The sequence below is a fragment of the Aeromonas sp. QDB23 genome, assembly GCF_027707745.1.
Classification (GTDB): Bacteria; Pseudomonadota; Gammaproteobacteria; order Enterobacterales; family Aeromonadaceae; genus Aeromonas; species Aeromonas allosaccharophila.
Window position 1 is genome coordinate 60802 of sequence record NZ_JAPCJA010000007.1, and the last position, 13426, is coordinate 74227.

At 60.0% G+C, this 13426-nt stretch carries 5 protein-coding genes; all 5 read right to left on the reverse strand.

Annotated features, from left to right (window positions below; genetic code table 11):
- Positions 1-66 precede the first annotated feature (66 nt).
- Complete coding sequence (locus tag PG888_RS05245) at positions 67-10572, reverse strand: LPD38 domain-containing protein (RefSeq protein WP_270692895.1); 10506 nt, start codon at positions 10570-10572, stop codon at positions 67-69.
- Between the two features lie 134 nt (positions 10573-10706).
- Complete coding sequence (locus PG888_RS05250; RefSeq protein ID WP_182939539.1) at positions 10707-12107, reverse strand: hypothetical protein; 1401 nt, start codon at positions 12105-12107, stop codon at positions 10707-10709.
- A gap of 12 nt (positions 12108-12119) precedes the next feature.
- Positions 12120-12377, reverse strand: a complete 258-nt coding sequence (locus PG888_RS05255; RefSeq protein WP_182939538.1) for a bacteriocin — start codon at positions 12375-12377, stop codon at positions 12120-12122.
- The gene (locus tag PG888_RS05260) at positions 12377-12751 is read right to left on the reverse strand and encodes a hypothetical protein (protein ID WP_182939537.1); all 375 of its coding nucleotides are present in this window, start codon (positions 12749-12751) and stop codon (positions 12377-12379) included. Before PG888_RS05260 ends, PG888_RS05255 begins: the two co-directional genes overlap by 1 nt.
- Before the next feature lie 3 nt (positions 12752-12754).
- Positions 12755-13423: a hypothetical protein gene (locus tag PG888_RS05265; RefSeq protein WP_182939536.1), complete on the reverse strand. Its 669-nt coding sequence runs from the start codon at positions 13421-13423 to the stop codon at positions 12755-12757.
- Positions 13424-13426: the final 3 nt, after the last annotated feature.

Below are 13426 nucleotides of genomic sequence, written 5' to 3' on the forward strand. Positions count from 1 at the left end.
GTCCTCACATATTAAGGCCCTAGCTTACCCCCTTCGCATGGGCTCAGCCAGGGCCGCTATTCTCCCTTACTCCCAATTCTCCCTGTTCTTGTTTACCGCCTGATACACCAGGTCGTTGCGGCGGGATAGTAGCTCATCAATGCGCTTGCGCTTCTCCTCTGCGTTCATGGTTCGGTCACGTTGGATCAGTTCAATCTTGTTACGCACTACCCTTACCTGCTGCTGGGTGCGGCTCAGGCTGCGGCGCGCCTTCAAGATCCCGCCTTGCTCATCCAGTAGCTCGTTCGCCTTGTCGGTCAACCCCTCGCTGCGATACTGGTCAACGGTGCGCTTGAGCTGATTCACCTCGTTGAGCATCCGGTAGAACTCCTCCATGTGCTGGGTGGACTTAGCCGGACCGGTGCCGCGGTACACGGCTTTCACCAGCGGAATTTCGTCTGCCCGCCAGCTTGCCGACTCGCCGGGTCTGGCTGCCCGGATCAGGCCATCTGCGGCGGCCATGACATAGCTGCCCATGGTGCCGGTATAGCCAATCACCAAGTGCTCAAGCTGCTTGGGTGAGAAGCCAGACAGCTCGCCAAGCTCGCGCATCAGCAGGCTGGTCTGCTCGTTGTAGCGAGCCTCGGCCTTGACAGCCAGATCCTGCGGGCTGTCGATTGGGCCGCCACGGAAGGTGTCATAGTTGAAGGCCGCCTCCACCATCGGCTTGACGATCTGTGGGGTCGGGTTGAGGGCAAAGGTATCGCCGATCGCCCGCGCTACCGCCTTGCCGAACTGGGCGCCGGTGTCCTTGTCGCCCATGGCGCGCACCATGCGCTCCGGGATGGTGCCGAACATCACACCAATCTCGAACGGCTTGGGGATCCGGAAGTGCTGATCGCCAACAAAGAAGTGCCAGTTGGCGTCCTTGTCCCAATCCGGCAGCTCTTCGTATCGCTCATCGTCCCAGTTGGCGGCCAGCAGGCCGAGCGACATGGCGGTGATCATGCCAGCCCGCTTGGCGATTTCGCGGGGGTTGTCGCGCAGTTCCCGGCTCAGTTTGCCCAGACCCTGCAGGCGAGCATTGAAGAACGGCAACACCATGGACGCCCCCTGAATAAAGCGGGCCGCCCCCATCATGGAGAAGTCCATCAGGTCTTTTGACTCGAACGCCGCCTGTGCGTGGCTCTTGCCCGCCTTGATGGCAGCGGCATAGACCGCCTCGCGGTTGGCATTCTCGAAAGCCTCGCCATAGCGGTTGTACTTCTCCCACACATTGGCAACCACGCCCTTTGCCTGAGCGGCGTTGCGGATAATGCTCTTTTCGTAGCGGGCAATCTGCTCCGGAGTCATCCCCTTACGGCGCAGTGACTTGCGCACGGTGTCGGCCATGGCGGTCGGGTCGTTACCGTTTACATAGCCACCCAAGAAGCTGGCGCCGCTGATCATCACATCAATGGCACTGCCGTCCATCGCCAGGGTCTTTTTCACCCCCTTGATGGAGTCGATCACCGGCTTGAAGCCGTCTTTGCTGATCGCCCAACTGGAGAGTGAGTCGCGCAGGAAGTTGCGCAGCATAAACTCAGGGGATGCGGTCACCCCGGCCGTCAGCAGGCGCTTGGCCTTTGATGCCATGTTGATCATGGTGCCGAATGGCTGGCGGTCGAAGAAGGTCATAGCGCGATAGAGGTCCGGATCCTCAACCCGGATCATGTAGTCCTCCCCCTCCAGCTTGACCATGATCCTGTCTTTGCCATTGGCAAGGGCCTGGTAATCCATCTTGTTTGGCTTCGGAATGACCTCGATGATGCCGGTATCCGCCAGGTTCCAAACCGTCTTCTGGGCCGCCATGTTCTTCATGGACGCGTCGATCAGCTTGGAGGTGGAGGTGAAGATGTTCTCGAGCAGGTCGTTGGTGTTGGCCTCCCCGCCCTTGAGCTTCTTGATGCCGGAGTTCTGGTTGGCAATGCCCTTCGTCTTGAAGGGGGCGATCACGTCGCCGTCATCTGATTCACGGAAGAACGGGATGTACCATTCGCTTTCAAACTCGGCCCGCGCCTCTTTGGTGAAGAGCCCAGCTTCTTGTGCCAGGTCCAGGGTTGCGGCATTGAGGCGGTTCCAGCGGGCTTTGGCATCAAGGAATTTGGCCTCCTTGCCCTTGCCTTGCCCCTTGAGCGCCGCAATGTCATTGGCATCGAGCAGGTTCTCACGCCCTTGGGCCAGCAACAGCTCGGCCCGGTGGCCGGCCATCCAGCCCAGCCAGTTGTGCAGGTCAGCTCCCAGGTCGGCAAAGATTCCCAGCAGCGCATCCTTCTCGCCGGTGCCCGCCTTGCGCTGGATCACCCCGTCCTTCCACTCCGGCAGACCATAGAGCATGGTCGCCTGCATGGTGGAGGCCGCCCTGGTCGCCATCCGCGCCGCAACATAGCCTGAGTCGGCTGCATCGGTAATGCCTGCCGCATCCTCTGCGTACTTGATGGGGGCCAGCGCATCGAGCACTTCGGTGTTGGCTTTCTTGATAAAGCGGTCCACCCATGACTCAACCACACCACGATCAACCTTGCGCAGCTTGTCCAGATTGGCCTTGGTTTTGTCGATGATGTCAGGCTTGGGGCCGAGATTGAGCTTTTCCATGGCCTTGTCTGCGGCCGTGTTGGCTTGGCTCATCTTGATCCCGCCCTTCTTTGCTGGCTGTTCAGACTCCTGACTGAACTTATGACCACCATCCGGGCCACCATTGTCAGGGCCGCCGCGCTTCATCTTCTTGCCCAGCCCCTCAATCAGCGCTCTGGTTTCAGCTGCGGTAATGCCACCAGGCACAAAGCCGACAGTGCGCAGCGCCTTGGTAACCCACGCCACCACCTGATCCCAGCCGCGGCGCCATGCACTCTGCTCCAGCTCGGCCAGGTGGGCAATCACCTCCTCGGCCTGCACCCCGACATCCTCGCCAGCGTAATGGGTATCAACCCAATCCCACACCGCCTTCATGCTGGGGGCGTTCTTCGATTTGATTATGCGGCTGATCAGCTTGGTGTACTCGCCATCGCCCAGCACGTTGGCAAGTCCATAGTGGGCCAGCACTTCATGGCGCAGGATCTCGCGCATTCGCTTGGGGTTGGCGATGGTATCCGCGGCCACATGCAGGGTGCCGCTGTCATCATCAAAAGCGGCGCGGCGGATCAGGCCATCTTGTGCCGCCAGACCCAGCGCCTTCTCCAACTCTGCCTGGGTGGCGTGGATCTGCACATCAATGCCACTGGCGCCCCGGTACTGCTTGAACCACTCCTTTGTTACCAGCTCCGCCTCTTTGCGGGTCAGGTGCTTGGCTGGTTTCTCGCCCTGCGCCATGGCCTGTTTGGAGAAACGGATCCGTCCATTAATGGCATCGCTGATAATCTTGCCAGGGTTTGAACGAGCACCGACGATGGCTACCAGGCCATCATACCCGGCAGCTTTCAGGCGATTATCCTGTTCACTCAGGGTCTTGATGAAGCCCTGCGCGTCGATTTTTCCCATTGCCTGCAGGTAGCGAGCCAGCTCTGAGTTCATGCTTTTTCGCAGGCTTGCCAGCAGGTTAGGCTGTCCGCCGCTCAGAGCGCTGGCGTATTCTGCTATCATCCCCTTGGCCTTGCCCCAAGCGTAATTGAATGACTCCCTACCGATCACCTCCTTCGAGCGCAGCTTCTTCAGTTCGTCGCGCAACGCCTTGATGCGGGCATCCTGATCCTTGTAGTGCTGGGTTTGTCGGTTATTCTCTCTCTCCGTGGTGGCGCTGGATTGCGCCTTGCGGCCAGACCGTCCGGTGATCACCCAGCTCGGGTTTTTGATGCCGTATTGCATCATATTGCGGGCGTTGACTGCCTCATTATTTGCCCACGCTTGTACTTCGTCCTCGGCTGCAGCCCTTTGCTCTGCGGTATCCAGCAGACTAGAGTCCTTCAGGTCATTGAGAATCCGCCCCACTCCTGCGCTGATGCCGCTGGCAAAGTTCACGCCATGGCCGCGATGAGTGGCTTGGTTGTAGAGGCGCTGCTGCTCCTCGTCGATGGCTGGGATGCGAATCCTTACCCCGCCAACCTCTACCACTGCAGAGGTTAGTTTGCCTGCGTCTTTTGCTTGGCCTTCCCCAGCAGATCCAGAAACGCCTGTGTTCTTTCCGTGGTCATTCCGTGGTCCCGAGACCCCAAAAAAATCTTGGCTGGGTCGTAATGCTGACTGCTCTCGCTCTTTTCTTGTGCGGAACTCTCTTTCTTGGGCATTGATAGCCTCCTCTGTGCTAATAGGGTCGGATGGCTTTCCGGTTAGTAGATCTGGCTGACCAGCATGTTTGGCTGCATGATTGAGCATATCAAGAATGGCTCCAATCGTCTCAGTCATGCGCTTGGCACTTCTGCTGGCGTCGGCCAGCATTTCAGCCATAGCGCCACCTGCCCGGCTTACACCACCGCTAACCATGTCGCCTTGATTAACAATCTCAGATATTGCCTGGTGATTGCGTCTTGCGTCGCTCATCACCGTAACGCCTTCGGCCATGATGTTTGACAGATCGGCAGCATGCTCAGGCATTGCACTTCTCAGCTCTGCCATTTTACCGGCGTTGTTCATTAGCGCCCCAATCAGGTTTTTACCAACCTGATCGCTATCACCGGTGGCAGCCTTTAGTAATGATGCGTTGTCATACCCATACGCAAAGATTGCCGCAGATACCCTGCGTCGATAGGCATCATTCCAGCGACCTCGATCATCCTTATATTGGTTGAGTGTGTTTTCACCGATCGCCCTGGCAAATGCGTTAAGGAATGGCTCGTTGCTCATGGCTAGCAAGTCTCCACCCTCTGGAATGTTGAGCATGCCCATTAGCTTGTCATCAAGTTTTCCAGCATCGGCATTGGCGTCCTCGCTGGCTGAATTTGCCATCTTTGCGTCAGTGTTTGAGTCAACAACAAAGTCACGGCGCTCAGCCTCGCTCATTTCGGTAAGGCGCTCGCGCACCAGTACCGGCTGACTCATTGCGGCCACCTCGTCAGGACTAATACCAAAGTCCTCTGCATGCTCCATAAGCCACTCGCGATATGCGTCAGCGCTGCCCTGGCGATAAGCCTGCTGCAAGCCTATTGTGCGGCCGTTGCCACTTTCTACAATGCCGTCACGCACGATTGGTGCGCCACGATCTGTTTCTGGGCTGGCTCCTAGTCGCCGCCCCTCTGGGTTGTTGGCAATCTGCCTCACCTGCACCTGGTATGTGCTCTTGCTGCGGTCTCTCGGCTGCAGCTCCTGCGGATAATGCCTGTTTATGGTCCCGTCAAACTCATGCGATGCAACCAGGTCTCCAGACTCCATCAGGCGATATTGCACTTCCACTGGCTTACCCTTCGGGGTGTGCAAGGTGGCGCGAGTGCCAGCCTTAAGCTCAGGTCCTTTCACCGCATCAACAGGTTTTTCAATGGTGATGATCTTGGTTCGCACGCTGGTTGGGTTGAGCGAATCCTTGAATGCCCCCTCCGGCATCATCTCCTCGCTGGCGCCAAGGTCGTCAAGCCACTCGCGGAACGCTTTGTTTTTCTTGTTGCTGCGCTGGCCAGCCATGCTGGATACGATGGCAGCCAACCGCCCGCCCGGTTTGAGGTGGGCAAAGGCATGGCGCACATGGTCAATATCCATGTCGTTGGAGAATGGCGGGTTCATGATCACAGCGTCATAGCGCTGGGATGGTGTTGTCTCCATAAAGTCATTACCGACCAGAGAGAACCCCTTTTCCTGCAGGATGTCGCGCAGGTCGCTAGCCAGCTCCACGGCCTCCACCGTTGCCCCGGCATCCCGGGCGGCCTCTGCCAGCATACCGTGACCGGCAGATGGCTCGAGCACCACCATGCCAGGCTCAATACCAAGGCGGTCCACCAGGTCGGCGGCGTACTCTTCCGGAGTGGGGAAGAAGTCGATAAAGGCGTTGCGGTTGTTCAGCAACCGGCGCTTCAATGCGTTGGTTTTTTCTGTCACCGGCTCCCGCTGCGGTGCCGTCTCATTCAGCCCGCGCTGCAGTCTGACCAGCTCACGCAATGCCGCGCGCAGTTCGGTGTGATTGGTAATGCCCATGCGCTCCAGGCGACCATACCCGGCGATCTGATCCTTGATGGTGCTGATGCTGTAGTCATCACTACCAGTGACATACGCCTTGAGTTTGGCAATCAGCTCCGGATCGCTCAGGGTTGTAGTCTTGTTATCCCGGCTTGCCGCAGCCTTGACCAGGCTCATTACCTTGGCGCCAGCCTGCTTAAAACCGCTCGCCCCCTGCATCTTTAGGGCCACCTCACGAAGCCGATCGGTGTGGTAATCCATGCCCGGCATTGATACCCCCTCCACCATCTGCTCAGGGGTTGCCTTGTCGCTCCAGGAATAACGGCTGCTGTCATCGCGATTGATCACCCCATCGCTCACCAGCGCATCAATCTTGGTGGCTGGCAGCGACCAAAGCCCGCGATTGAGCGCCGACTGCAACTCTTCAAGTTGCGCGCCGTTGGCAAGGTTGCGCAGGTAGGTGATCTCCCCGCTCTCGATGCCGGTGGCGATAGCCTCGAGCAAGCCAGCAAAGCGCAGGTCTCGCTCGGCGCTGGCTCTAGCGTTGGCCGCCATGCTTGCGCGGCGTGCGGTATTCTCCTTGCGATCGGCATTAAACACCGCCTCCGCTTTGGCTCTCGCTGACGCAGCGCGATTGCGCAGCGCCTCCACCTGCTTGGACTTGCCAGCCGGCTGCGCCTCGCTATCAGTAGACTGATCAGGTGCAACCTCCGGGCTAGCCCCGCCAACCTCACCACCCAGCCAGGCGCGGAACTCGGTCGCTTTCTCTTCGCTCTTGAACTGGAAGCCAGGAACCGCACCCTTGCCGCGGAATGACGAATACCAGCCACCCATGGTCTTGGCGTGAGCATTGATACGATTGTAAGCATCTCGCTCAACACGATCCCCCATCTGCACAACAAACAGATCATCGCCGGTCTTGGTGTGCTTGGTCTTGATGATGTCGCTGGAAGTGGTAGAGGGGGCAGTCTCATTTCCCTTGGCGCTGCGCTCCTGCTCCCTGCGATCTAGGTTGCGAGCAGCAACCATATCCTCATAGCGGGCACGCTGCTCCTGGGTCAGCTTGTCAATCCCTCTCCGCTCTATGAATGCCTTAAAGTCATCCAAGGTTTGCGGGTCGGTGAGAGATTGCTTGAGCTCTTCCCGGCGCCGCTGCATCTCGGCAACGTCGGACAGCTGCTTATCACGAAACAGCTGATACCGCTCCGGGGTGAGACCATCCAGCGCCTTGGCAACTCGCTCTTCGATACTCTGTCTGGCGCCGCCGATGGCATAGGTCTCGCTGATGGTATTGCCATCACCATTGGCAGCCCAACGCAGATCGCCGATCAGCTGGTTGTATGCGGCCTCGACCACGACGGCCTTTTTGTCATTTTTGTAGCGGGCAGCATTGAAGCGGCTCAACTGATCAAGCAAATCCTGCTTGGTTTTCTTTTCCAGCTCAGCCCGCAGGGAGAGGGCGTTATCCAGGGCGGAACGGCTCATCGCCTGAAATTCAGAAAACTCCATCTCGCCAGAGAACAGGCGACGCTTCGCGGCGTGGTAATCAGCTGCGCTCTTGGCGCCGCTCCAGTCGTTGGCTTGCTTGATCTGCTGCGACTTGGCTCCCGACTCCACGGTATCGCGGTCGCGGCGCATCTTCATGTAAACGCCAAGGCGCAAGCGTTCCTCACCAACCTGACGAGCACCTTCATTGGATACAGCAGCCCCAGTGCGGCGGCCGCCATTGCCGTTGAACTCGCCAGAGCCTGATTTTTGCAGATCGCCAACCTCGCCACCAAGTCGCTGGTACTCTGCTTCAAGCTCGGGAGTTGACATCTTTCCGTAGCGGCGAACCATTTCACTAAACAGCTCTGCGTCTGCCTGTGCGAACCGCTCATCCCTGGTGGGGACTGGCTCTCCTTTGGATACTGCCTTGCGGTATGCCTCCTCGGCACGCTCAATGGCGGCCTCCTTGGTGTTGGCAGTAAACCAACCTGCGCCTACTGCAGAACGATACTTCCAGTGCCCGCCATGCTCTTTTAGCAGGTCGCGATCTCGCAGCTCGTCCTCGCCAATACGGCCAGAAACAGCAGCCCCGGCATCTGTGGCCGGGGCTGTCAGTGTTTGGTCATCTTGCTGCTGTCCATCAGGTACAGGTGAAGCAGGAGTGTTGTCTGCCGGATTTCCGGATCCAGCTCGGTCGGTGAGTCTGGCAATGGCTGGTCCAGCGCCTGCTGCAGCCGGTTCGCCTGCGCCAGGGTGATCGCCTTGTCCTTCACTGCTGATTGCAGGTATCGGGGTAACTGGCTCATTGCTCACCTCTACTTGGGGTTGGTTATTGCCCTGCGGGCCATTGATTGCATTGGGGTTGTTGGCGGCCTGCACCTGCTCAACTTCGGCGATCTCGGCCACCCCGAAGCCGCCACCATTGAGCGGCACCGGCATCTCCTTGCCCTTGCGGCTGGCCATGGCAGCCTCTTTCTCGGTTGCGAACGGCTTGCCTTTGCGGGTGATGCGGAGTGTCTGGAGCGGGCCAACTGCCGATTCGGTGGCACTGCCGCGCATCGGCTTGGCGTCAGGCTGTCGCTGATCTGCGCCATAGACCACATCGCGGTGCGGCAACTCGGTACCGACCTCGCGGGCCTCACCCTCAATCACCGCGCCAGGCAGCTCGCCAGCTGGCTTGGTGGAAGATGCCCCTGGCGGCAACACATCCCCCTCCTGCCCACTCTGCCAGCGAGTACGCTCTGCGCCGCGGAACTGGGGGCCGGTGCCAGCCTGCTTGTCGTCAAAGTGGCCCTCCTTGGTCACCCCCCGGGCGGCATTGGCGTCACCGGCAAAGATCACATCCTTGAGCGGCAGGGCTGGACGCTGGTTCTCCATGGCTACCTGCTGGGCGCTCTTGTTGCCTGCGAACGGGTCAAGCCCGAGCTCGCCAGCCTGAACTCGCTCATAAAAGCTCTTGCCCTGATCGCCAGCCTGCATCTGGGAGGCAACCAGCTCCTGCACTGACTGGCCAAACTCACCAGCCAGGGCGCGCTGCACCTCGCTATCGGCAGCCATGCCCTTGAACCGCTCTGCGGTATCGTCGCGGCGCAGGTAGGCAGGCACATCACGCAGCTCGTCAAACTGGCTGGCGCTAGGTCCGAGCGGGGATTGTTCGCCAGAGGACGCAACCACCGGATCGGCCATGGTGTCAGCGGCAGGTGCCAAGTCTGGATCTGCCGGTGCGGCAGCGGGGCTCTCCTGCATCGGATCACCCTGCTCAACAGGTGCGACATCCTTCACAGTGGCGGGATCTACCTGTGCGCCCCCTTCGCTTTCTGGCTGTGACTTGCTGCCACGCAGCCCGCCAGCGCCACCCAGGGCGCCACCGGTACCCATGCCAATCAAGCCGCCTTCCAGCGCACTGGACACCACTCCTTTCATCGGGTCGATATCGGCAGCGGCCACCTCGTTAAGGGATTCGTTGATGGTGTATTGCTGCACCCCCTCCTCGAGGGTTTCGCCGATCCCCTCACCTACTGCCCCCTTGGCCGCCCCCTTGAGCACGCCGCCGGTCGCCGCCTTGCCAGCCAGCATCTTGAACAGCATGGCATCACCCATCACAGAGCCCATGGCGGCAGCGCCCCACACTTTGGCGTCGCTCATGGTGGCTCGGCTGGCAACGTTGGCAGTCTCCTTCCGGGCCAGCGACAGCTTTTCCTCATCAGAGAGGTGTTGCGTCTGCTGATCCTGGTCGATGCGAGTGAATGCCTGGCTGAAGGTATCGCTCTGGGACAGCTCATCAAAGCTCATGCCCAGCACTGACTCGCGAGCATTCACCCCAGCGCTACCCACCGAACCGGTCGCGCCAGTGGTGACGGCTGCGCCGGTCGCCAGCTTGGCCACCGTCTTGGCCGCGACAGCCTCGGCCACCTCCTGAGTAGCCCCCCGCTTGAGCATGGAGGTGGTGACGGCGCGCCCGATACTGGCCTTGGCGGCGGCACCTGTCACACCGCCAGCCAGCAGGGTCGGCACCATGGAGCCCACGCCCTGTGCCATCTTCATGGCCCATACGTCGAGATCCCCAGCGCCATCCCCCATGGTGAGGCGCCCCTCTGGCGTCTCATCAATCAGGCTGCGGCCGATCGCCTCTTTGGCATCGCCGCTCATCCCCTCGGTCAGCGACTCGGCGCCTGACTTTGCCAGATCGCCAGCGCCAGCCACCACATCAAGCACCGGGCTCAGCTTGCTGGCCATATTGGCGCGAGCCTGCTCCAGGTAATCACCGCCCTGCTTGCCAGCATTCTCCTTGCCAAACTGGCTTGCCTGCCGGGCCAACTCACCAATCCCGCCAACCAGTTCCAGTGCGCCAGCGCCCACGCCGCGCGCCACATCCCCCAGGCCAACATCGAGGTCGCGCTGTGGGATTTGGGCGGCGGACGGGGCAGCAGCTGCAGACAGGCTGCTATCGAGATTGCTCCAGAACGGGTCTGTGCGGGTGTCGGATAGTTTCGGTTGTGGCAAGGCGTCGCGCAGTCCAGGCTTGTCCATGGTGTCCTCGGCTTTTTGTGCAAAAGAAAAGCCCCGATCGGCGAACCGATCAGGGCTTGATATGGGGAGTGCTGGCCAATAAGCAGACTGGCCGACTATGGAGAGATGCTAACGCTGGGGGGTTGGAAAGGCAACTAGCGGCGCGCTTGCGCCAGACTGATGGCCTGATAGGCACCAGCCTCCGCATCACGCAGCCTGCCGGCTGTCACGGTGGCTTGCTCCTCTTTCTTCTGCTTGGCTGCCTGCTGGCGCCACAGCTCGAACGCCGTGTTCATCCGTGCCGGGTTATCCATCAGGCTGCTCAGCTTGCCGTGCTGGTTGGCCTCCTTGATAAACTGCAGGCGCTCGGGATCGCCCCCGGTCCACACCTTGAGTGGCGCCTCCTGCTTTGGCTCATCCGTTTTGGTGGTCAGGCCGTAGGTATCAGCCAGTGCCGCCTTGCTCTGTTCAAGTTGGGCATCCAGCGCATCGAGCTGCAGGTCTTTATCCTCCGCATTACTGGAGGAGATCCGGGCGCGGTTCTGGCCGTGCTGCTTCTCAAGGTCAGCAACCGCCTTCTTGTAACCTGCCTGATCCGGGCCTACTGTCAGGCCAAGGGAGGTGCGCAGCTGGTCGGCGTTACCGATCATGTGCTTGGCCAGCGCCGCCCGCTGATAGGCCGGTTTCAGGAAGTCATTGATGGGGATCACCTTGGGAGTGTCATCCGGCGCAGAGGTCCGGTTATTGGTGACCGGTCGGACTGCCTTGCTGCCGTCGTCGTAGGTCACCTCCACCCCCAGCACCACGCCGCGCCCGTCAGGGGTGATCATGATGTTGTTCAGCTGCTTGCCGGTGATGGTCTTGCCGCTATCCGGGTCGATATCGCCCACTCCCTTGCCGATCTCGTCCTGATAGAGTGTGCCGGCAGCCTTGATAAACTGCGGGTTGTTCACGGCTGCATGCCCCTCCGGTGTGGTCGGGTCAAGCTTTCCTTCCTGAGCCTGGCGCATCAGATTGCCAGCATGGGTGACAAAGGTCTTACCTGCCTCGGCATAATCCGGCTGCAGGTAGCGCTCCGGGTTGAAGGTGCCAGCCCGCGGATCCCTCACCACATTCCAGAACTGCTGGCCCGGGTCTTTGCCTTCTGCCACAGCTTGCCAGCCAGACTGGATGATGGGCAGGTTCTCCTGTTGGTACGCCTGCTTATCCCGCTCCTTCACCTGCCACTCATATTCCTGTTGCTGGCGCGACTCCTGAGCCGTGGCGCGGCGCTCAGCTGCATTGGCTCGCGCCTCGGCAGATTTCACCTGGCGCTCGGTAAGCGCGAACTGGCGATCAGCCCGATCGTCGGCAACCTTGTCGCGGCCGAGACTGTAATCAAGCTCGCTCTGGTAGCGAGCATCTGCCACCTTTTGCCGATCCTGCTCGTTCTGCCACATGGCGTCACGCAGGCTCATGGCCTTTTCCATTCGCTCATCTTCTTTCTGGCCACGCTGATAGCGGTCCATGGTGTTGAAGCCAGCCAGAAAACCTTCTGCCAATCCTGATACGCCCATCACTCACCCCCTTTAAAACAGGCTGTCCGCCAGAAAGCCGACGCCAGCACCAACAAGCCCGCCTAGTGGTCCACCTAACGATCCAGCCATTCCGAGCATGGCACCCATCGATGCACCAGTGCCGATAGTGCTCAGGGTCTGCCCTTTGCGGGCAGTCTTGAGGTTTTTGTTGGCAGCTTCCAACTCCTCCTCCCGATTGGCCGCATCACGCAGCCCCATCATCCCCTGCTGGCGTGTCTGGGCGCCAATATCAAGCAGTCCGTACCCCATCACATACCTCCACCAGTTTTGATTGCCTCACGCAGGCCAGCATCGGCGCCGGTCAAGATCCCCATCTGGCGCGCCTGCTCCTGCTCGCGCAGACCGTTTTCAGTACCTGCCGTCATCAGGGCAGCCCGCAACCCCTGGCTGTTGTCGTTGGCGTTGCTGCTCACCCCCATGCGGGCATTGCGGTTTGCCGTAGCCTGCTGGGCCGAACGCAGGGCGTTGGCGTTGTTCTCATCCACCCGGCCGAGCTGCTCCTGCAGCAACTTGCCGTTGGTGGCCAGTTCCATCAGCTCCTTCTGCTTCGGGTAGAAGCGATTTTTCCAGTCCTGGTAGCTCTCGCGAGTGATCTGTGCAAATGTATCTGCGGCGTATCCCATTGATTATCTCCCTAGCATGCCGAGCGTGGATGAGCCGGTGAATGCTCCACGCTTCTCATATCCATCAGCCTGGGTATTGAAGTCCTTCTCCATCTTCACCTTGGCATCCCTTAGTGATTGAAGGCCATAGGCCGAGCCTGCCCCTGCCACCGTACCAACCAGACCAGCGGTTGCCTGCTGGCTCTGGAATGAACTCTGGGCGTCACTGGTGGCCTTGCGCAGGCTGGTCGTGGCCACATCCCCCATGCCAGCCAGGGACTCCGCTTTCTGCCCAGCGCCAATGCTCACCACATCCTTGAGGCCAGCCACATGCCTATCTTGCTGGCTGGACTGCGCTCGGTTGGTGGTGTCTGTCTGACTCAATGCCTGATCTGTCTCCAGATTGGACATGGCTGTTTGATACTTGCCGCTGGTAGGGTCAATGCCGCCAGCCGCCATTGAGTCTGCCATCCCGGCGCGCGCATCGCCAAACGTCTTGGCCGTCCCAAGTGCAGCAGTGCCTGCCAGCTTGTCGTACTCGCGCTCGCTGTTGAGGTCATCAACCTTATCCATAAAGATGTCCTCATACCGCTTCAGGTCGGAGTTGTAGAGGTTCCACTGCTCCATCGCTACACCGGCCGCAGCCTTCTGAGCCTCGGTCTCCTTGATTTCGTTCGAACCGCCCTTCCCCATCGC

Coding starts and splice junctions, on each gene's coding strand:
- PG888_RS05250 (WP_182939539.1), bottom strand. CDS start 12,107: ATGGGCGTATCAGGATTGGCAGAAGGTTTTCTGGCTGGCTTCAACACC.
- PG888_RS05265 (WP_182939536.1), bottom strand. CDS start 13,423: ATGGGGAAGGGCGGTTCGAACGAAATCAAGGAGACCGAGGCTCAGAAG.
- PG888_RS05255 (WP_182939538.1), bottom strand. CDS start 12,377: ATGGGGTACGGACTGCTTGATATTGGCGCCCAGACACGCCAGCAGGGG.
- PG888_RS05245 (WP_270692895.1), bottom strand. CDS start 10,572: ATGGACAAGCCTGGACTGCGCGACGCCTTGCCACAACCGAAACTATCC.
- PG888_RS05260 (WP_182939537.1), bottom strand. CDS start 12,751: ATGGGATACGCCGCAGATACATTTGCACAGATCACTCGCGAGAGCTAC.